The 19,412-nt window shown below is 45.8% G+C and carries 20 protein-coding genes; 8 read left to right on the top strand and 12 right to left on the bottom strand.

Going from position 1 to position 19,412, the window contains the following annotated elements; translation table 11 throughout:
- Nucleotides 1-2: 2 nt before the first annotated feature.
- The 5 genes from NLX74_RS05270 to NLX74_RS05250 form a co-directional block, all read right to left on the bottom strand.
- Complete coding sequence (locus NLX74_RS05270; protein ID WP_028540831.1) at nucleotides 3-410, bottom strand: hypothetical protein; 408 nt, start codon at nucleotides 408-410, stop codon at nucleotides 3-5.
- 207 nt (nucleotides 411-617) lie between these two features.
- Complete coding sequence (locus tag NLX74_RS05265) at nucleotides 618-2,381, bottom strand: sensor histidine kinase (protein ID WP_254328131.1); 1,764 nt, start codon at nucleotides 2,379-2,381, stop codon at nucleotides 618-620.
- Nucleotides 2,378-4,009: a response regulator transcription factor gene (locus tag NLX74_RS05260; protein WP_254328130.1), complete on the bottom strand. Its 1,632-nt coding sequence runs from the start codon at nucleotides 4,007-4,009 to the stop codon at nucleotides 2,378-2,380. Before NLX74_RS05260 ends, NLX74_RS05265 begins: the two co-directional genes overlap by 4 nt.
- A 269-nt stretch (nucleotides 4,010-4,278) precedes the next feature.
- Entirely contained in the window at nucleotides 4,279-5,052 is a 774-nt protein-coding gene (locus NLX74_RS05255; protein WP_254328129.1) for a class I SAM-dependent methyltransferase, read from the bottom strand.
- A 190-nt stretch (nucleotides 5,053-5,242) separates the two neighbouring features.
- Nucleotides 5,243-5,584 carry a cupin domain-containing protein gene (locus NLX74_RS05250; RefSeq protein ID WP_103047231.1) on the bottom strand — a complete coding sequence of 114 codons (342 nt, stop codon included), beginning with the start codon at nucleotides 5,582-5,584 and terminating at the stop codon, nucleotides 5,243-5,245.
- Nucleotides 5,585-5,812: 228 nt separating this feature from the next.
- On the opposite strand from NLX74_RS05250, the gene NLX74_RS05245 reads away from it, so the two are divergent.
- The 4 genes from NLX74_RS05245 to NLX74_RS05230 all read left to right on the top strand — a co-directional run bounded on the left by NLX74_RS05245 (nucleotide 5,813) and on the right by NLX74_RS05230 (nucleotide 9,217).
- Nucleotides 5,813-7,048, top strand: coding sequence for an FprA family A-type flavoprotein (locus tag NLX74_RS05245; protein WP_061829493.1), 1,236 nt, complete (start codon nucleotides 5,813-5,815; stop codon nucleotides 7,046-7,048).
- Between the two features lie 36 nt (nucleotides 7,049-7,084).
- Entirely contained in the window at nucleotides 7,085-8,278 is a 1,194-nt protein-coding gene (locus NLX74_RS05240; protein WP_254328128.1) for an NAD(P)/FAD-dependent oxidoreductase, read from the top strand.
- Between the two features lie 2 nt (nucleotides 8,279-8,280).
- Nucleotides 8,281-8,451 (top strand): rubredoxin, encoded by a 171-nt coding sequence (gene rd / locus NLX74_RS05235; protein ID WP_007432984.1) that lies wholly within the window; start codon nucleotides 8,281-8,283, stop codon nucleotides 8,449-8,451.
- Nucleotides 8,452-8,512: 61 nt separating this feature from the next.
- A complete protein-coding gene (locus NLX74_RS05230) occupies nucleotides 8,513-9,217 on the top strand; it encodes a Crp/Fnr family transcriptional regulator (protein WP_254328336.1) in 705 nt (234 codons plus the stop codon).
- Between the two features lie 131 nt (nucleotides 9,218-9,348).
- Here the strand turns inward: NLX74_RS05230 and NLX74_RS05225 are convergent, their stop codons facing one another.
- From NLX74_RS05225 to NLX74_RS05210, 4 genes are all read right to left on the bottom strand, one after another.
- Nucleotides 9,349-11,154: a glycosyltransferase 87 family protein gene (locus NLX74_RS05225; protein ID WP_254328127.1), complete on the bottom strand. Its 1,806-nt coding sequence runs from the start codon at nucleotides 11,152-11,154 to the stop codon at nucleotides 9,349-9,351.
- Nucleotides 11,155-11,253: 99 nt separating this feature from the next.
- Entirely contained in the window at nucleotides 11,254-11,964 is a 711-nt protein-coding gene (locus NLX74_RS05220; protein ID WP_254328126.1) for an MBL fold metallo-hydrolase, read from the bottom strand.
- A 552-nt stretch (nucleotides 11,965-12,516) separates the two neighbouring features.
- Nucleotides 12,517-13,158 carry an SDR family oxidoreductase gene (locus tag NLX74_RS05215; RefSeq protein WP_254328125.1) on the bottom strand — a complete coding sequence of 214 codons (642 nt, stop codon included), beginning with the start codon at nucleotides 13,156-13,158 and terminating at the stop codon, nucleotides 12,517-12,519.
- Nucleotides 13,159-13,258: 100 nt separating this feature from the next.
- Nucleotides 13,259-13,858 carry a TetR/AcrR family transcriptional regulator gene (locus NLX74_RS05210; protein ID WP_254328124.1) on the bottom strand — a complete coding sequence of 200 codons (600 nt, stop codon included), beginning with the start codon at nucleotides 13,856-13,858 and terminating at the stop codon, nucleotides 13,259-13,261.
- Between the two features lie 247 nt (nucleotides 13,859-14,105).
- Between NLX74_RS05210 and NLX74_RS05205 the strand changes: the two genes are divergently transcribed.
- The 3 genes from NLX74_RS05205 to NLX74_RS05195 all read left to right on the top strand — a co-directional run bounded on the left by NLX74_RS05205 (nucleotide 14,106) and on the right by NLX74_RS05195 (nucleotide 16,075).
- Nucleotides 14,106-14,846 (top strand): ABC transporter ATP-binding protein, encoded by a 741-nt coding sequence (locus tag NLX74_RS05205; RefSeq protein WP_250260124.1) that lies wholly within the window; start codon nucleotides 14,106-14,108, stop codon nucleotides 14,844-14,846.
- The gene (locus NLX74_RS05200; protein ID WP_254328123.1) at nucleotides 14,843-15,604 is read left to right on the top strand and encodes an ABC transporter permease; all 762 of its coding nucleotides are present in this window, start codon (nucleotides 14,843-14,845) and stop codon (nucleotides 15,602-15,604) included. The genes NLX74_RS05205 and NLX74_RS05200 overlap by 4 nt, the downstream gene beginning before the upstream one ends.
- Before the next feature lie 123 nt (nucleotides 15,605-15,727).
- On the top strand, nucleotides 15,728-16,075 hold the full coding sequence (locus NLX74_RS05195; RefSeq protein ID WP_061829502.1) for a KGG domain-containing protein: 348 nt from the start codon (nucleotides 15,728-15,730) through the stop codon (nucleotides 16,073-16,075).
- A 273-nt stretch (nucleotides 16,076-16,348) separates the two neighbouring features.
- Here the strand turns inward: NLX74_RS05195 and NLX74_RS05190 are convergent, their stop codons facing one another.
- Both NLX74_RS05190 and NLX74_RS05185 read right to left on the bottom strand, forming a co-directional pair.
- Nucleotides 16,349-16,522 carry a hypothetical protein gene (locus tag NLX74_RS05190; protein WP_172828283.1) on the bottom strand — a complete coding sequence of 58 codons (174 nt, stop codon included), beginning with the start codon at nucleotides 16,520-16,522 and terminating at the stop codon, nucleotides 16,349-16,351.
- A gap of 475 nt (nucleotides 16,523-16,997) precedes the next feature.
- Nucleotides 16,998-17,501: a hypothetical protein gene (locus NLX74_RS05185; protein WP_254328122.1), complete on the bottom strand. Its 504-nt coding sequence runs from the start codon at nucleotides 17,499-17,501 to the stop codon at nucleotides 16,998-17,000.
- 257 nt (nucleotides 17,502-17,758) lie between these two features.
- Between NLX74_RS05185 and NLX74_RS05180 the strand changes: the two genes are divergently transcribed.
- Nucleotides 17,759-18,940, top strand: coding sequence for a serine hydrolase domain-containing protein (locus NLX74_RS05180; protein WP_254328121.1), 1,182 nt, complete (start codon nucleotides 17,759-17,761; stop codon nucleotides 18,938-18,940).
- Here the strand turns inward: NLX74_RS05180 and NLX74_RS05175 are convergent.
- Entirely contained in the window at nucleotides 18,926-19,369 is a 444-nt protein-coding gene (locus NLX74_RS05175; protein WP_023990936.1) for an Lrp/AsnC family transcriptional regulator, read from the bottom strand. The two genes, NLX74_RS05180 and NLX74_RS05175, sit on opposite strands and share 15 nt — an antisense overlap.
- Between the last annotated feature and the right edge of the window lie 43 nt (nucleotides 19,370-19,412).

The following is a 19,412-nucleotide window of genomic DNA, read 5'->3' as shown; positions in this document are numbered from 1 at the left end:
AATTATTCTTGGCTACCGCCGTAAAAAGTTCTCGCTACAAGAATAGCTTCACCATAACCAGTGACAGCCCTGGTACGATCCCACCCCCATTGTCTATCGCTATCAAGACGTACACTTCCTGCCCAAGTTAATTGTGCTCTGGAATAGTGATATTCACCCTCCCACTTTGTTATAGCAACGGCTCTTTCTAAATCTGAATTTCCTGGCTTAGCTTCCGTATAACCTTGGTGATCTGGAACACTTTTCGCAGCACGTAAGGAAAGCTCTTGATGAGAAATATTATTAGAAAAATTACCCTCCCCTTCAATCCAACCTCCTTCAATGGTGCTAGAAGCATAAGCAGAGGCGGAAATTGAACCAATAATAGCAACAACCGCTAGGGACTTAATTAACTTTTTAGTAAACTTCATCTCTTCCTCCAATAAAAAATTAGTTATATTTGAAAGCTGGCCAGCTATTCAAAACTTCATTGGTGTTAAGATATCCAAAGACTATTTCTTATAATTAATTTAGTATATATTCATATTTACCATATAATAGAAAGGAAGTATATAGCTAAAAATGAAATATTATGTCGATAAATTATTTATTTAGCTTTTTTTACACTTTTGAGGGTTCTATACTCGATCCGCAGGAATCCTAATTCGAATCTCCGTACCCTCGCCGGGTGCACTGCGAATGGCAAGCTCAAAGCGGCTTCCGTAGTAAAGTTTAAGACGATATATGACATTTTGTAGACCTATACGCTCACCCATTTCTTCCTGCCTTTGCATGTAACCATACAAGCGGTGTACCTGTTCCTCAGACATGCCCACCCCATCATCCAGAACCGTTAGAATCAGTTGTCCTTCCTCATGCTCAAAATGAATCTCAATGCGTCCTCCATGCTTTAGCGGCTCAATGCCGTGGATACTTGCATTTTCAACCAGTGTCAGCGCGACCATTTTGGGAAGCATATTGTCCAAGTCTTCAGAGCGCGCCTGCACTTCGTACTGTATTCGCTCACCAAAGCGATATTGCTGAATTTCCAGAAAACAACGGATCAGCTCCAGCTCCTCCCGCAAAGTAACCCGATCCTTGTTCCACACCAGCGAATTGCGGAAAATCCGTGCCATGTTATGAATAATGCGCGCCGTCTCATCCTCATGCTTCATCAAGCTCCGCATGCGAATCGTCTCCAGTGCATTGAACAGAAAATGTGGGTTGATCTGGCTGTGAAGTGCATTCAACTGGGCATGTCTGCGCTGAATTTCCAGATTTTTTCGCTGTATATCGGCCATATAGACATCGTTAATCAGTCGCTTTATTTTCAGCGTCATCCGATTAAACTCACCTGTTAATTGCCCGATCTCATCTCGCGACTCTATACCGCGAATCAGTTCAAAATGCTGATTTTTCACCTTCTTCATGTGCTTTAAAATACGATGAATCCTCACGTTCAACGAACGTGTAATCCAAATAATGATTAATGTAGGCAGCAGCATATTTACACAGGTTAACAAGAGCACAAAATTGCGAGATTCCTGCATTTCATACAGCACTGCATCTCTCGATACCGCAGCCACAATGCTCCAGCCATTCAGATTGCTCGTAAGCACATAATTCGTCTTGAACTCCATCGTGTCCTCGGGCAGCTTGAGAGTGTTATAGGCCACATTTTTGTGGTTTATATCCACTTTGGGGTCCGTTGTATATTCGATTCCCCCTCGTTCGTTCAGCAGAAAGAGACTTCCCTGCAAATTCAGGTTATTAAAAATCTCCCGAATGGACGACATTCGCAGTTCTATTTTCAGTATTTTTTCACGACCATTTTGGGAATAAAAGTAGTTCATCCGCCGAATCAGGCTAAAAGGGTACGTCTGTTCACCTGTGCTGTCATCGGTACGTACAAATATAGGCTTGGACTGGCGTCCAGGCGAGATTTTGGTATACCAGGGCAAACTTCTGACTCCCTCATCTATAAAGCTGATTCCCCCGGAATTCAGCAGCGTTGAATTATTGGTGTAGATCGTAATTCCACCTACGGAATGGTATGCAGGACTGTAAGTGTTGTTCAAGATATGACGTAAATAAGAGTCATAAGCGGCGATATAGTCAGCAGGGTGGGGATATGTTTCTTCCAATACCTCATTGAGCCGATGATCCGTATAAAAGATAGACGAGATTTCCATCGCATCTTCAAATTCACGGTAAAATTCAATTTTAATCTGTTCCAGTGCGCGCGAAATATCCTGCATACGCTGTTCCTTCACGTTTTGCGAGGTGACATGGTAAAAAATCAGATTGGTCAGCACTACAGGCGTAAAAACACAGAGAAAATAAAGCAGCAGCATTTTATCTCGCAGTCGTACATGATCAAGAGTCATTCTCAGCATCTTCATTCGCCGGCCCTCTCTGACTCGTTGCCAACAATCAGGCTGTTGCGGTATTCGCTTGGTGTGGCATGCGCCATCTTTTCAAACTGGGTAACAAAATAGTCTGAACTGCCGAAGCCTACGCGCTCAGCAATTTCATAAATTCGCAGATCCGTCTGCCGCAACAAGCGTTTCGCCTCCTGAACGCGCAATTTCAGCAGAAATTCGTTAAAGTACACACCATACGTTTTTCTGAACAATTGACCGAGGTATACCGGGTTCATGTAAAAGCGAGCCGCAATACTTTTCAGGCTTATATTCTCGGCGGCATGCTGCTCAATGTAAGCACGGATGTGCTGGATGCCTCCTTGCTGACAATCCTTGCGCAGAACCCCGATATACCTTCCACTTTCCTCGGCAAAAGCTGTAAACAATCGCTGTAGTTCACCCAGGGACAGGTTCATGTCCTGCCAGTTCATCATCGGTTCTAGTGACTGAAGTGAGCGCTCATCTCCCTGCATGTTTTGAATGACCCGAACGATACTAAGTACGCACTGATGCAGACTCATTTTCATAGCCTCAGGAGCATAACACTCCTCCCGAAAGCTGCTAAATACATAATCCACGGCCACACGCAGCTCATCCAACCGCAGTTCCTCAACTTGTTCCGTCAAGCGATCCAGTACGTCCTGAGGGAGGGTCTTATAGTGAAGTGGTGGCATTTCCTCCTGTAGATATACAACAATACCGCCATGGTCATAAATGTATTTATGGAGCACTGCCTCCTTCGCACAGGCATAGGACTGCTGGATATCCTGCAACCGATTCACAGGCTTTCCTGCATAGATGAAAACTCGACTTCCCAGCTGATCTTTTAGTGTCTTCATCCCCTCTATCTCGCGTTGTAGCGCTTTCATAAAAACTTCGACCTTGCCTTCAAAACACTCCAAAAGGAAGTCCGGTACGATAAGACCAATCCGGTTACGATGCTCATGAACATAGAGAGGGCACTTGCCATCCATTAAACGATGAAGCGCTTGCTCTATAAGCTCCCTGAATTGGAAAAGCGATAGCATGATATTATTGTCACCGGAGCGCCAGGGATGTTGGTCATTCAGCTCGACGAGTACATAGTACATATAAGTGGCTTCCCCAAGCCGTAGCTGCTGCTCCCACTGTGCCACCACTACATCATCCACTGGGTTCATCATCACAGTCTCTAACAGCCCACCTGCATGGTGATTCTGATATCGTTGCGCACTCTGCTGTTCACGATGCAGTCTTTCACTCAGCTTGCGCAATGTAGCCGAAAAGTCACCCTCATCAATCGGCTTAAGCATAAAATCATGAACCCCATAGCGGATTGCCTGCTGCGCATAAGCAAAATCACTATAGCCGCTTAAGATAATAAACGCGGGATGTTCTGTACTCTGTTCGAGCACAGACCGAATCAGCTCTAATCCGTCCAGCACAGGCATACGAATATCGGTAATGACCAGGTCCGGGTGAATACGGCTGATTAGCTCCAGCGCATCCTCACCGTTATCAGCTTCTCCTACGACTTCAAAACCACAGGCTTGCCAATCCATGAGTTGAAGCAGCCCTTTACGAGTAAAGGTTTCATCATCCACCACAATGGCTCGATGCAGCTTCATAACACGCTTCCTCCTTTTGAAGTATGCCTATTTTATTATTTTGGTTAACTATTCCAATGATCTCAGTCACTATGGTAATGTAAAACATCAGGAATTGGAAATTTTCGTTACGCCTATTATATGACGAATAGAGGGGTGCAAAGCATGTGCACGCCAGCAGCCAAGCCAAAGCAGCAAATATACAAAAAGGAGACGAATCCCTGAATAGGGGTTCGTCTCCTTTTTTGGTATTGCGTAAAAAGCTTTATTCTCTTATTCGTGAATTCAGGCTATCGCTCAGCGATGATACTGACCGCTTGCAGATGGTCGGCGTACTTTACAAACTGCTTGCGCATACCCATAACCCTTGTCCGGGCAGCATGGTTACGCATAAGGTTAAAGGCAATTTTCCCAAATCTCAACCAGCCCTCGTCCTGAATGATACGTGGCAAATGCAATAAGTGCATGGGAACCGTATAGATTTTAACGACCTTAAAGCCTTCCTCTTTCAGTAACTCTTCCCACTCTGACACCGTCAACGGTGTCGCATTAACTCTCATGGCTACAGCCAAATCCTTGTAAATTTGTTTTCTGAGCGCAGGCTCAATATGGTTACAAGCAAGGCACATCTCATGAATAGCATACTTCCCACCTGCTTTCAAAAGCCGCCTGGCTTCCGAAATAATCTGCGCCTTCTTGGCCCTTGTGTGCATCGTCAGCATGGCTTCCCCATATACCACCGTCGCAGAGGCATCCGGCAACGGAACCTGTTCAGCATCGGCAATAATGATTTCCCGATTTGCTCCGCTTGCATACGTTTTTACGATAGAAGCCGCCTTCTCATTCTGTTCAATCGCAATATAACGACGGGGATTAAGCCGCAGTGTGATTTGGGCAGTTATACCCAATCCGGGGGCAAACTCAATAACCTCATCCTGCCCGGTTACGTCAAGTCCCTCTATCATCCAACGTGTCGTTTTTAACCCTCCGGGCCTAAGCACGCGCTTACCGAGACTTGCTAATATCCAGTGCCCTGGCACCTGTTTGTAATCTACTGTCTGCATTGGCTATTAACACCTCTTCTTAAAATTTGATAATGATATTCATTATCAATAAGAGTGTAAAAAAAATAACCTTTTTCTTTTTTTGATATGAGCATGTTGCATTATTCAATATCTATATTGCCGATTGGAAACCCGCTCTTACGATTTATGCCAATGCTCCATTTATACAATGATAGTGCTGTGTCCTCTTTTATATGTTCTGCGCATAGCTTTCACTTGGCGTTTGGGTCAACACTACATGCAGACTGGAATTTGCCTCTGCACCGCCACGATAGGAAAAGTGCTCATCTCCCGTAACATGAATGATATCCCCTTGGACAACTTCCGTTGCTTCGCCGTTCACAGTTACAATACCGCTGCCTTCAAGAACAAGCAAATATACATTCGCTCCTGGGTGATTATGTGTTGGCAACTCAGCATTAGGAGTAAAGTTGAGAATAAAAATTACATTGTCGGCTTCCTTATGCACAATTCGTTTTGTAAACGCAGCTTCCTTATATTCCTGAAATTGAATGAGGTTTGATTTTTTCATATTGGTTCACGCTCCTGTTTGAAATTAAATTTGCTTAAGATGGATGAATACCTTTATTGTATTGGATTATTTCGCTCGCCTTGTGATTGCAATCACAAAACTAAATTTAAGTAAAAAATACTTTTAATTATTTAAAAATTTGATTTCAATCATCTTTTTCATCGACACATCCAACTAGAATCGGATTATGCAAGATGCTAAAACAATAACAAGCAGGAGGTTATTCCTATGAAGCCCGGATTCAAGCTGGCAAAGGATATTTATTGGGTAGGAAAAATTGATAATCGTGAGGTTCCCTTTCATCGTCTTCTACTATCAAAGGGTACAACTTATAATGCATATCTATTAAAAACCGGAAAACCAACCATTGTAGATACCGTGGATATGGCGTTCGGTAGAGAATTTGCCGAAGCTGTAACCGAATTGATCGATCCATTGGATATTCAATATATCATCGTCAATCACACGGAACCAGATCACTCGGGCGGATTGGCGGCACTTGCTTCCAAGGCAACGAACGCTACAATTGTCTGCACTGAGATTGCCGTTCCGGAAATTCAACAAATGTACAAGCTTCAGCATCGCAACTTCCTCGTAATCAAGGACGGGGATCAACTGGACATTGGAGGCAAAACGCTGCTGTTCAAAGAAACACCTTACCTGCATACAGAAGAAACCATGATTACGTATTGTATAGAAGATAAAATCTTGTTCCCTTGCGATATTTTCAGTACACACGTGGCTGTAGAGCATCTATTTGCCGATGAGGCTGGTTTTGATATCACCGAGGACTTTATCGGATACTATCAGGCTATTATTCATCCACATCGCAGATATGTGCGCACATTAATCGAAGCTGTTGCCGATCTGGATATTGAGATGATTGCGCCTTCCCACGGCTTCGCGATCCGACATGATATTGCCAAGTTTATTGATTTGTACGCCTCTATGAGTACCGAAACCAAGGAAGATAAAAAAGTAGCGATTGTCTATGCCACCCTAAAAAATAATACTAAAAAAATGGCAAACATCCTGAAGGACTGCTTTTTGGAGAACCAAATCAAGGTGGAGCTATGGGACGTGGATAAAGCGGATGAAACAGAAATATTGAATAGTATTGCCTCAGCAGATGCTGTGTTCGTTGGTAGCTCTACTAAATATGCCGATATGACGGGCAAATTGGAAGACCTATTGCAACAAATGCAAAAGATGAATCTGGAAGGCAAGCTGGCTGCTGCCTTTGGTTCCTACGGCTGGAGCGGGGAAGCCATTGAAGTTGTACAGGACTACTTGAACGGTACCAATATGAAGGTGCAAAGCACTTCAGATGTAATCAAGTCAACGGGTATGACCCATGTGGAATTCCCGGTACGTGTTCGTTTCTCTCCTACAGAAGTTGAAAAAGTGAAAAAAATTAAAAATGCCGCTGAATTTGTCTCAGATCTACTGCTTAGTGTTATTTAAAACACAGTAGCGTATAGCGAATAGGAGAGATACTGAATGGGTAACCAACATTACGTTATTATCGGAGGCAGTGTCGCCGCCGTCAACGCGGCAAAAGCGATTAGAGATCATGATGAGCTGGCCGAAATTTCTATTTACGGGGAGGAAGCATCCTTTCCGTATAACAGAGTCAAACTTTCCAAGGGACTATTTACTGATTTGCACAGTGACAAAATCCTGATCAAAAAGGAAAAATGGTTTGCCAATCAACGAATTCATGTGTATTCCGGCATCAAGATAACCGAGATACATCCAGAGGATTGTACTATCAAAACAATAGATGGACAAACCGTTGCTTATGACAAGCTGCTGCTGTGTACAGGAGCTCACAACCGTAAGCTTGTGCTAGATGGGGCTTCTCTAAGGAACGTTCACAATATCCGTTTTCGACAAGATGCAGATAGCCTTAAAGCGGAATTGCGACAGGGAGACCGGATATGTATCATCGGGGGCGGTATTCAAGGCGTAGAAACCGCCTGGTCCTTCCAGCAAGCCGGGTATGCTGTAACCATACTGGAAGCTTCGCATCGGCTTATGCCCCGCCAGCTAGATGAAAAGGCCTCCGCTATTTTGACCGATCAAATGACCGAACGGGGTACTCAGATCCACCTTGGGCAAGGCGTAAAACGTATTACAGGCACAGATCACGTAGAAGGTGTGGAACTACAGGACGGCTCTGTTATCCCTTGCGAGCATGTCGTGTACTCTATCGGAATTGTACCGAATACGGAGCTTGCTCGCCAAATCGGCCTTGATATTGGACAAGGCATTCTGGTGAATGCACAGATGGAGACCAGCTCCGCCAATATCTATGCAGCAGGTGATGCAGCCGAATTTCAAAGTAGAGTAGATGGGTTATGGGAAAGCGCAATGGAGCAGGGAAAAATAGCAGGCGCTAATATGGCGGGCGCATCCGTCAGCTATCAGCGTCCCCTCCCTGTAACCCTTTCAAACTGCTATGAATCTCCTCTCTTTTCCATCGGTCTGGTAGATGAACAAGTCTGCGACACCAGCCTGATTATTAAAAATCGAGCTTCTTATACACGTATGTTCATACAAAACGGCTCTATCTGCGGCGTGATTGGCTTTGGAGATGCCCTTGCTTCACTACCATACAAAACAGCCATCATGCAGGGACTCAAACCGGACGCACCAGAGCTTACAAAAATTTTGAATGACAAGGAGAATTAGAGATGAAAAAATATGTTTGTCAGCCCTGTGGATACATTTATGATCCTGCTATCGGTGACCCCGATGAAGACGTTATGCCTGGTACAGCGTTTGAGGATCTTCCAGAAGACTGGGTTTGTCCCGTCTGCGGTGAGGATCAAAGTCATTTTGCCCCAATAGATGATACAGAATAACAACCATGCGCTATAACCTGTAGTTTCCGGTTTATGAATGGAGTGAATGAATGTGAATGAGATGTCCTGTCCCTGCCAGTGCGAAAAGGAGCCCTGTGCCCGCAAAGTGCCTATCTTTTCCTCTTTGTCCTGCGAAGATTTGTGTAAGGTCAGCTCCATGATCCGACACCGAAAATATCAGAAGGGTGAAGCCCTGATTATCGAGGAACAAGCATCCGATACGCTGTACATTATTAAAAGCGGGCATGTCAAGCTGCTGAAGATGACGCCTCAGGGCAAGGAGCAAATTCTGCACATTCTGACAACTGGCGATTTTTTTGGCGAGTTGAACATATTTAACAGCGATGAGCTGAGTAACTTTAGTGCGTATGCCTTAAAAGATACTGATATTTGTATGCTCACCAAGGATGATATGGAGCAGTTGATCCGCAACAATCCCGATATCTCTTTGAAGCTGCTCAAAACCATTACTAAACGCTTGGCACATACCGAAAACCTGGCTCAAAGCCTAGCTACCAAAGACCCGGAAATCCGCATCGCCTATATGATTCTTGAGCTTGGATATAAATACGGCAAGCCGGACGGCCCCTACATTAAAATAAATCTCCCCCTTTCACGCGAGGAACTGGCTAATTATGTGGGTGTCACCCGCGAAACCATCAGTCGCAAGTTCGGAAAATTTGAACAGCTGGGGATTATTCATAGCAAGGGTACAAGAGAGATTACCATCTGCGATGTACAGAAACTAAACCAATATATGGATTGAGACACATAGATACAATGTTACTCTAACATGAGGACAACAAAAAACCGCTTCTTTAACTTATGGATTGCAGTTGATCTATCAACCACTTCCATTTCGTTAAAAGGCGGTTTTTTAGCATATTTTATACTCCACTAACTATCAATTGTCGTGTTTACACTTTGGGAAGACGCTCCCCATGCAAGCTGCGCTGAAGGAAGTTCTGGCGAAACTCTGTCTGTGGAAGGGGCAGTCTCAATCGTGGTCGATTTGGAGCAATCCCACACTACTTTGACCAAATACCCAAACAACAACACATTCAACACTGATGTCACACACAAAATAATACCGTATTGATCCCGAGAGTTGGAGCTATAGAAGATATCAAAGGTATTCAGGAAAATCGTAAGACTAAATCCACCCGCAAGCCACAAGAATCTGCGGTCTCGTAAATACAGATACGCCAGTACAGCTAACGCGGCCGCAGGGAACAAGTACCGTTCATGCATGCTGGAAGCGAAGGTAAATACACCTGCAATGAGCACCAGTGCAGCTGCTGCTGCAAATTGTGGTTTGCGACTGCGGATATACATCCACCATGTAAATAGAGTCACCAACACAATGCAGATCATACCCCATGTATGGTAACTGAACAGGAACAGCGTTGTAGTGTCCTGCGTATAATTGCCACCGATCAATGCAAAAAAGTTATACGCGTTCACCGAAGCATACGGATACTCGCCGACCGTTCCCTTGTATAGGTCAAGTAGCCATAACGGCTCTTGCCCCCACGAAAATGGCAATATGACCAGAATGGTCGTCACAACGGCACCGCCAATGGACAACAGCCAAGGCTGTATTTTACGTTGTCTCAACAGCTCAAAGAACAGAACAGGCCCATAAATAATTCCCTGCGGCTTCATCAATACGGCTACCGTAAACAATACGGCGGACCAGCCGACCCGGTTTTCCACAAGCAGCACAATCATGCCCACAATCAGCATAGTAAAGAAAGAATCTACCTGCCCCCAGAAGGTCGAATTGATAAATACAGCCGGGTTAAACACGTAGAATATAGCCAATCCAAGGCTTATTCCATAGTTGACCCGTTTGCTCGCCAACCGGTACAGCATGTACGCTGTCACGATATCGGCTAATATATTGGGAAGCCGCAGCAGCACGGACATATAGGGACTGAAAGCATCCGTAGAGCCGATTTGACCGATCACATATAAAATATAAATATAGAACGGCGGATAATCACTTGATCCGTTCGTGTAAAAGCCCGATAAGCTATCCGCTGCTGTCGTAGCCCAGTTCCGGAATAGCATTAAATCCATGTGACCCGAAATCCATGGGGCGATCGCCATTCTTAAAAAGAAACCCACACCCAGCACAGTCCACAACATCAGTCCTCGATTACGTTCCCCGAGCTTCCATTCACGAGCCCGAAACCGATACGCAATAAACACGAACGCACCGAAGAACAAAGCGGCGAAAATCGCCAGCGGAGTAGCATAAGCAGATGAGGAGTTCCCACTTCTTCCACCACCCATACCACCGCCAGGACCGCCCATGCCAGATCCGTTACCAGACATGCCACCGGGGCCTCTGTGCTGTCCGTCTCTGGCAACACCACTGCCGCCCGATACAGACGTATCATTCCCGGTCGTTGTACCTTTGTCACCCGATGTCGATGTCCCCTCAGTGGAGGAGTTGGTAGTTTGGTCTGTCGTCCCCTGATTCTTGCTGTCAGCGCTATTCGCCGAATCCGTCCCCCTCATACCTCCGCCAGGTCCGCCTCCTCCCCCAAACCCGCCGGATGGTCCCTGCCTAACAGCCGCAGACTGGGACGCAGAACTACCTGAATAACTCCATAACGAAACGACACTAGCGACAGCACACAATATGAGACTACATAGAAGTATATATTTCAGACCGTTCGCTTTCCAAACGTTCAAACCCGATGCACCTCTCTCTGTTTCTATTTTCCCATATTGTATCTGTCTTAGCTTAGGACTTTGTGAGTTCTGGCTGAATGTTGGCTGAATACGGAATCATCACACTAAAGCTTGTCGTTCCATCTCCATAATCGCCCTTTCCAGCTGAGATTGTGGATGCTTCAGCATGTTGCCGTGACCGACAGCTAATAAAGATGGATTGAAACTCGCCAGCTTTTTGGCGCTTTTCAGCGAAATTTCCTTGTTCCAGGTAGCCAGTGCCGGAAAAGGAAACAGCGGCTTAAGCCTTCCCGATACCGCTATACCACCTCGGGTCTGAAAGGTGTCGCCTGCAATTAGCGCTCGGGTGCGAGTATCTAAAAATGCCATCGAGCCCGGCGTATGTCCTGGTGCACTGATCGCCAACAGCGAACCTACATGATCCCCATCCTCCAGTAAAACGTCAGGCTGGGTAAGGATATGCTTCGGTACATCGCCTCGAATAGGAGTATCCGGTTCTCCTGCCTCCAACGATACATCGCCCTGTAGCAGCGGTGCGTCCCGCCTTGAAATGAACACTTGCGCGTCAGGATACCTTGCCTTGAGCTTATCCAACGCACCCACATGATCCCCATGGGCATGGGTAAGTACAATTCGAATAATCGGCTGCCCGATCCGCGCCGCAGCCTGCGCTATACCACGGGTACTGTATGGCAATCCGGCATCTACCAAGGTGAGCCCCTCTTTCTCCTCCACCAAATAACAGTTCACTGGGAACAGCCGGGGCATAAACGTCAATTGATACACATGCTGCACCTGAACAATACGCATTTATCTCATCTCCTTGACTTAATTACAAACTAATTATATTAGTATTATAAATAATATAATTAGTTTTAAGCAAATACTTTTGCTGCTATTCAGCTGGAGTTGGAGCTTGGAACTGCTACGGGGACGGCCGTACTGAGAAAACAGCAAAAAGCATCCCCGGGACTCTGCCCCGGGGATGCCTCTCAAAACAAGAATTAATCTTTTCCTCCTGTTATTAATAACGAAGCCTTCTTGGCTATTTCCTCTTTATCAAACGGAGTAATTCCAGATGCCCATAAATAACCAGCCTCATGTATGATGTTGGCATGAATAGGTAGGACATCTTTCAATCGGCACTTTCATACAAGCAGGTACGGCAGGAGATCCAGATATCATTGCAGAAACTTGGTACAACTTATACGAGAAAAAAGACAACTTTGAAGAAACATTCCCAAAAGAAATAGATCCAACCAAGCTGTAAAAATTATTAAAGCGAGAAGATGACCATTGTGGCCGTCTTCTCGCTTTTTTTGTCATTTATAAGCGTCCTTTGGGCAACAACTTCATCCGTAATTACAGCCGGATTGCCTCAGCAATAGGCGTACTGCCAGACACCAGATTAATTGCACGATGATACGTCTGCTGTTCCTCCAGCGCTGCTACCACCGCTGCCGCCACATCTTCACGAGAAATGGTGTGGCTGGTGAGCTCCTCACCGGTAGCAACTTTGCCGGTGCCCACATCATCCGTCAGACCACCCGGACGAAGAATCGTGTAATCCAGGTTGCTCGCTTCCAACAGGCGGTCAGCGTAATGCTTCGCCACATAATACGGTTTAATGGATTCAGGCCACTGCTCCCGATTCTCCGCATGTAAGGCGCTGACCATAACGAAGCGCTGGATACCCGCTTGTTCGGCGGCTTCCATCGCCTTGACCGCTCCATCCAGGTCGATAAGCAGCGTTTTATCCGCTCCTGTTTTTCCACCGGAGCCTGCTGTGAATACGACAGCATCGCTGCCTTTTATAGCTGCGGCAATATCACCAACCGTCCCTTCGAGGTCAGCTACCACCGTTTCTGCTCCCAAACGTTCAAGCGCTTCGGCCTGATCCGAATGGCGGATCAACGCCTTTACGCGATGCGATTTATTCTGCCCCAGTAGGCGAACAAGATGTCTGCCTACTTTTCCATTTGCGCCAATCACCAGTACGTTCACTCATACCCCTCCTGTATTCGCAGTCTCTCATCTACATTATACAGATGTATTTTACCCTTCGGGTCTGCGACGCAATCATGTTAGCTGCATCAGGTTGAAATCAGACTTCTTTGGTAAGCTCGGCATCTCGCTTTTGCCGCACACCCAGACCTGCCAAAAAGGTAGCCATCATCACCTCAATACTCCGATCCACTTCCACAGGTAAACCAAAGCCGCCCTTTTGTTCAAGCGAGGCGAATCCATGAAGCAGACTACGGAATCCCCTCGCTGCATGAATGCAATCTTCTTCCTTAAAGCCATAACCACTGGACAGGACGGTAATGACCAGCTCAGCCACGCGATCCGCAGCCTGCCTCATTTCGGTATCATTTCGGTCAGTTGCATACAGCATCGCTTCATACAAACCTGGTCGCTCGCGAGCATACCGCATATACGCCTTCCCCATAGCGGTCAGCGCATCTTCGCCCGCTCTACCAACCGCTGCGCTCATCAAAGCTTCCTCCAACTGTTCGAGGCTGTGCAATGCCAGTACTTGGCGCAGTCCGTTCAATCCGTTCACGTGGTTATACAAGGACGGAGGGCGAATGTGCAGCTTTTGCGCTAGCGTGGTGAGCGTGACATCCCCCATCCCTTGTTCATTGGCAATATCCTCGGCAGCCCGCAGGATATCTTGCAGTTTTACTCCGTTTCTAGGCGACATCATCCTGTCTCCTTCCATCGAATTTCTATGTAATCCGGTTCCTTATGCATATACTGAGTCGATCCAGATTCTATTTTAACTAATCCTGTTAGTTTATACAAAGAAAATGCCTTTTACAACAGCCGACCTGCATCGAACCTTTATAGAAGAGCATAGCGGGCATTACTGATATAATAAAAAAATAAGATCATAAACGGAACGGATCTGATCCCTTTCTCGATCCCTTACAAAGGAGCTAGCTATATCTATGGAACCCAAGCCACTTCCAGCTATTGAATTCAATCACATTATCAAATATTTCACCGGGTCAGGACAGCAACGTGCTGTCCTGAACGGGATTACGGCAAAAGTCTCTCCCGGCAAAATCACCACGTTGGTCGGTCCATCGGGGTCTGGTAAAAGCACGTTGCTTTCACTGTGCAACCTCCTAATGACACCGGATGAAGGGGATATCCGTGTCCTCGGCAAACCTATATCGGAGTGGGAGATCCCTGAACTGAGACGGAAAGTAGCATTGGTTTTTCAGGATGCCCCCATGCTTCAGGGAACGGTCCTATACAATCTCCAAACCGTAGAACGGCTGCACGGTACAGTGCTGGATGATCCTGCCGGCCTGTTGGAACGCGTAGGACTTACTCGCGACCTGTTGGAACAGAAGGCGCAGGAACTGTCCGGCGGACAAAGACAGCGCTTGGCCTTGGCGCGGACACTCGCGAACCGCCCGGATATTTTACTGCTGGATGAGATTACTTCTGCGCTGGACCCTGCCTCGGTCAAAGAGGTTGAGGAACTGTTGCTGCAAATGAACAAAGAAGAAGGAACAACGATGATCTGGATTACGCATCATATGGAACAAGCCCGCAGGGTAGGCCACGAAACATGGCTGATGATCGACGGAAGACTGATAGAACAAGAGGATACGGAGACGTTTTTTGATGCTCCACAGCATAGTGAGACCCGCAGGTTTGTAGCAGGGGAATGGGTATGACGATTGTTGCCTTGATTCTCTCTCTCGGTTTTGTATTTATCGCCATCGTCATGTCCAAATCCTTCAAACTCGGTCTGGACCGAGACATGATCATCGCCACAATCAGAGCGTCGGTTCAACTGCTGGCGATTGGATATGTATTGCATTTGATTTTTGGCATGCAAAGCTACGGATTTATCGTATTATTCATTCTGCTCATGATTACCGTAGCCTCACAAAATGTTGCGCGCAAAGGACGATTTATCCCCGGTCTCATGTGGAAATCATTCCTGACGCTGCTGTGTGTGGAAATCGTTACACAGACATTCCTCATTGGCCTGCATATCATTCCTGCGACAGCCCGGTATATGATTCCGATTAGCGGCATGATCATTGGCAGTTCCATGATTTTGTCCAGCCTGCTGGTGTCCCGGCTCAAGTCGGAAGTCCTGCTACGCAAGCCTGAAATCATGCTCATTCTGGCGTTAGGCGGCACGCCTAGACAAGCCATCTTCCCTATACTCAAGGATTGCATACGTTCCAGTATGATTCCAACCATTGAGGGGCAGAAAACGCTGGGGCTTGTCCAGCTTCCCGGCATGATGACCGGACAAATCATCGCAGGTGCCAATCCGATTGCCGCCGTGCGTTTGCAATTGCTCATCGTATTTACCACCATGACCTCTGCTATTTTGACCAGCGTGCTGCTCAGCCTGTTCATTTATCCGGCATTATTTAACCGCCAGCAACAATTGCACACAAAAGCATGGGAACGCTAATCAGGTGAATATCCCCAGTTATCTATGATTTCGCAAAATAAAACAGACATGTTTAATTCCTGACACAGGGGTTAATAGATACACGTACCCGCTTTACTAAAATTCGATGAGGAGTGATTGAACATGGCTAACAACAACCAAAATGGCAAAATGAGTCGCGAAGAGGCAGGACGTTTAGGTGGAGAAGCTACTGCTAAAAATCACGACAAAGAATTTTATCAAGAGATTGGCGAAAAAGGTGGCGAAGCCACTTCCAAAAGTCATGGCAAGGACTTCTACCAGGAAATTGGTGAAAAAGGCGGCGAAGCCACTTCCAAAAACCATGACAAGGAATTCTATCAAGAAATCGGACGCAAGGGCGGCGAAGCCCGTGGCAACTCAGACCAAAGTGATAGCGACGGGAAAATGAGCAGGGAAGAAGCTGGCCGTAAAGGCGGCGAAGCCCGCGCACGTCAGCGTAGAGATAACTGACAATAGGGAGTATGTGGTCGGTGCAATTGCAATGTAGAGGCACAGACTGCATATAAACATGAAGTATAGTGGACGTTTATGTTATAAAAGCCTATCTGCCGGAACAACGGCAGATAGGCTTTTTGTGTGAAAGTTACTTTCGTCAACCGATCATACGCCTTACAATATACATAAACAGGTTAATTAACCAATCATACATATTTTATTACAAATGAAAGAATGGATTATAGGAGGTTTGCGCGAATGTTGATTACAAAGAATAAAACGGCTCACTCATGATAAAATATCCTGCTCTTTAATTCGTTCGACTTGACCATTACTGTACTCTTTAACAAATTGACCATCCGACGTTTTGTAGACAATATATGTGCCATTTGCTTTAGCGTCCAGTTTTGCTCTATCTCCAGTTAGTTTGATTAACTTGCCTAGGTCGTGTGTACGATTCATTCAGCCATCACCATCCCATCCAAATCATATATCGAGAGTATATCATAAATCGAAAAGTCTGAAAGAATCCAGCGTCACTCAAATCCATACGAATACCGCACGGCTAAAAATCGTGACAAGTAAATAGGATCGAAATATTGTCTTTTTAATACATTTTAATAAATAAATTTGGCTACCTTCAGTTTTTTTATTCGTCTATAACAACAAATACAATTGCGGAGGTACAGGCAATGAAACCTTTTCGTTTTTGGCTAGTCCTAATCTCATGTCTAGTTATTACTGTTAATATTACGGGGTACGACGACTATAATATACTATTGGCTATCATTAGCCCGCTAGTTTGGATGTATGAATCATTTCGATTTGTGCGAGAGGCAAACATCCCCATAACCATTGTTTACTTTACTACACTAGTTTTCTGGTATCTCATTGGATACGCTTTGGACTGTTTGATTAGAAAATTGAAAAATTAAAATCACTTGAAATTACCTTCTAAATTGTCGTCTACTTTGTCAGGCTCGTACTCGACCGTTCTGTAGTCAGGTGATGAAGGAATCATATTGATCACAACATTTCTCATTTGTAGCTTGTACTTTCCTTCCTCAAAAGCAAGAATATGCTTAATGGTAGGTAACTCCATATCCTCATACTTCGTTATCGACGAAACAACAATCTTGGAAGGGTTAGAATCATCCACAGACACGATACGATAATCAATCGGTGTTCCCTGGGCTTTTAGAAAGTTAAGCCGTGCCCGTTCTGTTTTAAAGCGATAATCATCAGACAGTGAAAGCATCTTATCGTAATCGCGACTCATTGAAGCGTTCATATATTCTGAAAATGTCGAGACAGCAGCCTCTTTGGGCTTATCGGGAAGTTTATAAGATTCTTTACCTCCTCCAAAACCTGTAGCAATTACGATCAAAATCCCTCCTAAGACAACCAAGCAAGCCAACTTATTACGCGATACAATCCTCAATAAATAAAACCCCCTTTGTTGTAAATTTTACCACCTATTTTCAACGTATCTCAACTTAAAAAGGCACTGTAAAACGCAGCATAACTTCTTGTAAAATCCCATTCATTTAAATCCAAGGCCATTCTTTTAATATAATTTTATTTTAACGTAAATACTCACTGAATACCTTTGTTACCTTATGTAATGTCGTCTTCCCATCCTGTAAACTAAGTTCCATCAAGCGGTAACCGCTGGATCATAGAGAGGATGAGATATTTATGGGTTTGGATAATAGAGTTTTTGCGATACAAGCTGGTCTGGACGGACGTGTAAATGCAGTTATAGATCAAACCCTTGCCGAGAAGCGCCTGGTCGGCGCAGTCGTCATGATATATATGGACGGTTCACCCGTGTATGTCCGAGCGGCGGGGCTGGCTGATCGAGAAGAACAACGTCCTATGCATGAGGATGCTTTATTTCGGCTTTCTTCTGTATCCAAACCGATTGTATCTACTGCGGCTTTGGTTTTGGCAGCCCAAGGATTGATTAAGCTCGATGAATCTATTGAACGCTGGTTGCCCGACTTTCGTCCCCGATTAATCAGTGGTGAGCAGCCCTCCATTACAGTACGCCAATTGCTGACACATACTGCCGGGTTGACCTATGGCTTTTTAGAGGAAGAAGGCGGCGGCCCCTATCATCGTGCAGGCGTATCAGATGGCATGGATTTCTCAAATCTTACGCTGGAAGAGAACTTGCAACGTTTGGCTTCTGTGCCACTGTTATATACACCGGGTAAAGCGTGGGGATATTCGATTGCTACTGATGTGCTCGGCGCTATCATTAGCCGTGTATGTGGCACAACCCTTGATGCAGCTGTTAAAAAGCTCGTTACAGAACCTCTCGGTATGCACGACACCAGTTTCGCGGTCGCCGATGCTGGACGGCTTGCGGCTCCTTATGTCAACGATATATCAGAACCCCGGCGGATGAGTGAGCTTGAGGTTGCGCAGGTTTTTGAAGGCACCGCAGGACTTCGTTTTCAGCCTGCACGAGCCTTTGATCCCACGGCTTTCCACTCTGGTGGCTCGGGTATGATTGGCAGCGCAAAAGATTTCATGCGGCTGCTGGAAACACTGCGAAACGGCGGCGATCCGTTACTTTCAGAGGAATGGGTTCGTGAAATGGGCACCATCCAGACCGGAAACCTCCCCTTGGCAGGCTGGCCGGGGCGGGGCTTTGGACTAGGATTCACCGTACTCCAAAATCCCGACGAAAGTGGAACAGCAGAATCACCCGGAACGTGGCGTCTCGGAGGAGCTTACGGTCATTCGTGGTTCGTTGATCCCGCACTAAGACTTAGTGTTGTCGCCTTTACCAATACAGCATTCGAAGGGATGTCAGGTCCGTTTACAACCGAGCTTTGCCAAGCCATTTACGGTAGCTCAAATAGGGTCTAATAAAGTGGGGGTTACATGTTTATGGTCTACCGGCGAGGACAGGACAATTAACGTGGTAGAGTGCCCGTGCTTTCCACACTCATCCCCGAACTGCTCCAGCTTGAGCATAGACTCAACCATGACTTTCAGTAAGTAATTTTGCTCGCCGCTGATTCTATGGCACTCAATGACTTCAGGTGCAGATTGGCAAAACTCAACAAATGAATTGCATTGATTCGTGTGCACGAGCACGTGAGCCATGATCGGCTTTCCGACTTTCTCATGTGAAACTATGGCACGATACCCGGTGATAATACCTTTATCCTCCATGCGCCGCACTCTTTCCGTTACGGCAGGCTGGGAAAGCCCAACCTCCTTACCCAGCTCGGTCATGGAGATACGTGCCTGGTTTTGTAGACACAACAAAATTTTATGATCCACTTGATCCATCAAACCAGCCTCCTTAAGTTCAAGGTAATATTACAAAAACACA

The organism is Paenibacillus sp. MZ03-122A (assembly GCF_024213325.1).
Classification (GTDB): Bacteria; Bacillota; Bacilli; order Paenibacillales; family Paenibacillaceae; genus Paenibacillus; species Paenibacillus polymyxa_B.
The sequence above is the reverse complement of the archived record's forward strand: the minus strand, read 5'-3'. Positions and strand labels throughout refer to the sequence as shown.

Excerpts from the sequence above, each read along its gene's own strand:
- NLX74_RS05270 (WP_028540831.1), bottom strand. The coding sequence starts at position 410 with ATGAAGTTTACTAAAAAGTTAATTAAGTCCCTAGCGGTTGTTGCTATT.
- NLX74_RS05265 (WP_254328131.1), bottom strand. The coding sequence starts at position 2,381 with ATGAAGATGCTGAGAATGACTCTTGATCATGTACGACTGCGAGATAAA.
- NLX74_RS05260 (WP_254328130.1), bottom strand. The coding sequence starts at position 4,009 with ATGAAGCTGCATCGAGCCATTGTGGTGGATGATGAAACCTTTACTCGT.
- NLX74_RS05255 (WP_254328129.1), bottom strand. The coding sequence starts at position 5,052 with ATGCAGACAGTAGATTACAAACAGGTGCCAGGGCACTGGATATTAGCA.
- NLX74_RS05250 (WP_103047231.1), bottom strand. The coding sequence starts at position 5,584 with ATGAAAAAATCAAACCTCATTCAATTTCAGGAATATAAGGAAGCTGCG.
- NLX74_RS05245 (WP_061829493.1), top strand. The coding sequence starts at position 5,813 with ATGAAGCCCGGATTCAAGCTGGCAAAGGATATTTATTGGGTAGGAAAA.
- NLX74_RS05240 (WP_254328128.1), top strand. The coding sequence starts at position 7,085 with ATGGGTAACCAACATTACGTTATTATCGGAGGCAGTGTCGCCGCCGTC.
- rd (WP_007432984.1), top strand. The coding sequence starts at position 8,281 with ATGAAAAAATATGTTTGTCAGCCCTGTGGATACATTTATGATCCTGCT.
- NLX74_RS05230 (WP_254328336.1), top strand. The coding sequence starts at position 8,513 with ATGTCCTGTCCCTGCCAGTGCGAAAAGGAGCCCTGTGCCCGCAAAGTG.
- NLX74_RS05220 (WP_254328126.1), bottom strand. The coding sequence starts at position 11,964 with ATGCGTATTGTTCAGGTGCAGCATGTGTATCAATTGACGTTTATGCCC.
- NLX74_RS05210 (WP_254328124.1), bottom strand. The coding sequence starts at position 13,858 with ATGTCGCCTAGAAACGGAGTAAAACTGCAAGATATCCTGCGGGCTGCC.
- NLX74_RS05205 (WP_250260124.1), top strand. The coding sequence starts at position 14,106 with ATGGAACCCAAGCCACTTCCAGCTATTGAATTCAATCACATTATCAAA.
- NLX74_RS05200 (WP_254328123.1), top strand. The coding sequence starts at position 14,843 with ATGACGATTGTTGCCTTGATTCTCTCTCTCGGTTTTGTATTTATCGCC.
- NLX74_RS05195 (WP_061829502.1), top strand. The coding sequence starts at position 15,728 with ATGGCTAACAACAACCAAAATGGCAAAATGAGTCGCGAAGAGGCAGGA.
- NLX74_RS05190 (WP_172828283.1), bottom strand. The coding sequence starts at position 16,522 with ATGAATCGTACACACGACCTAGGCAAGTTAATCAAACTAACTGGAGAT.
- NLX74_RS05180 (WP_254328121.1), top strand. The coding sequence starts at position 17,759 with ATGGGTTTGGATAATAGAGTTTTTGCGATACAAGCTGGTCTGGACGGA.
- NLX74_RS05175 (WP_023990936.1), bottom strand. The coding sequence starts at position 19,369 with ATGGATCAAGTGGATCATAAAATTTTGTTGTGTCTACAAAACCAGGCA.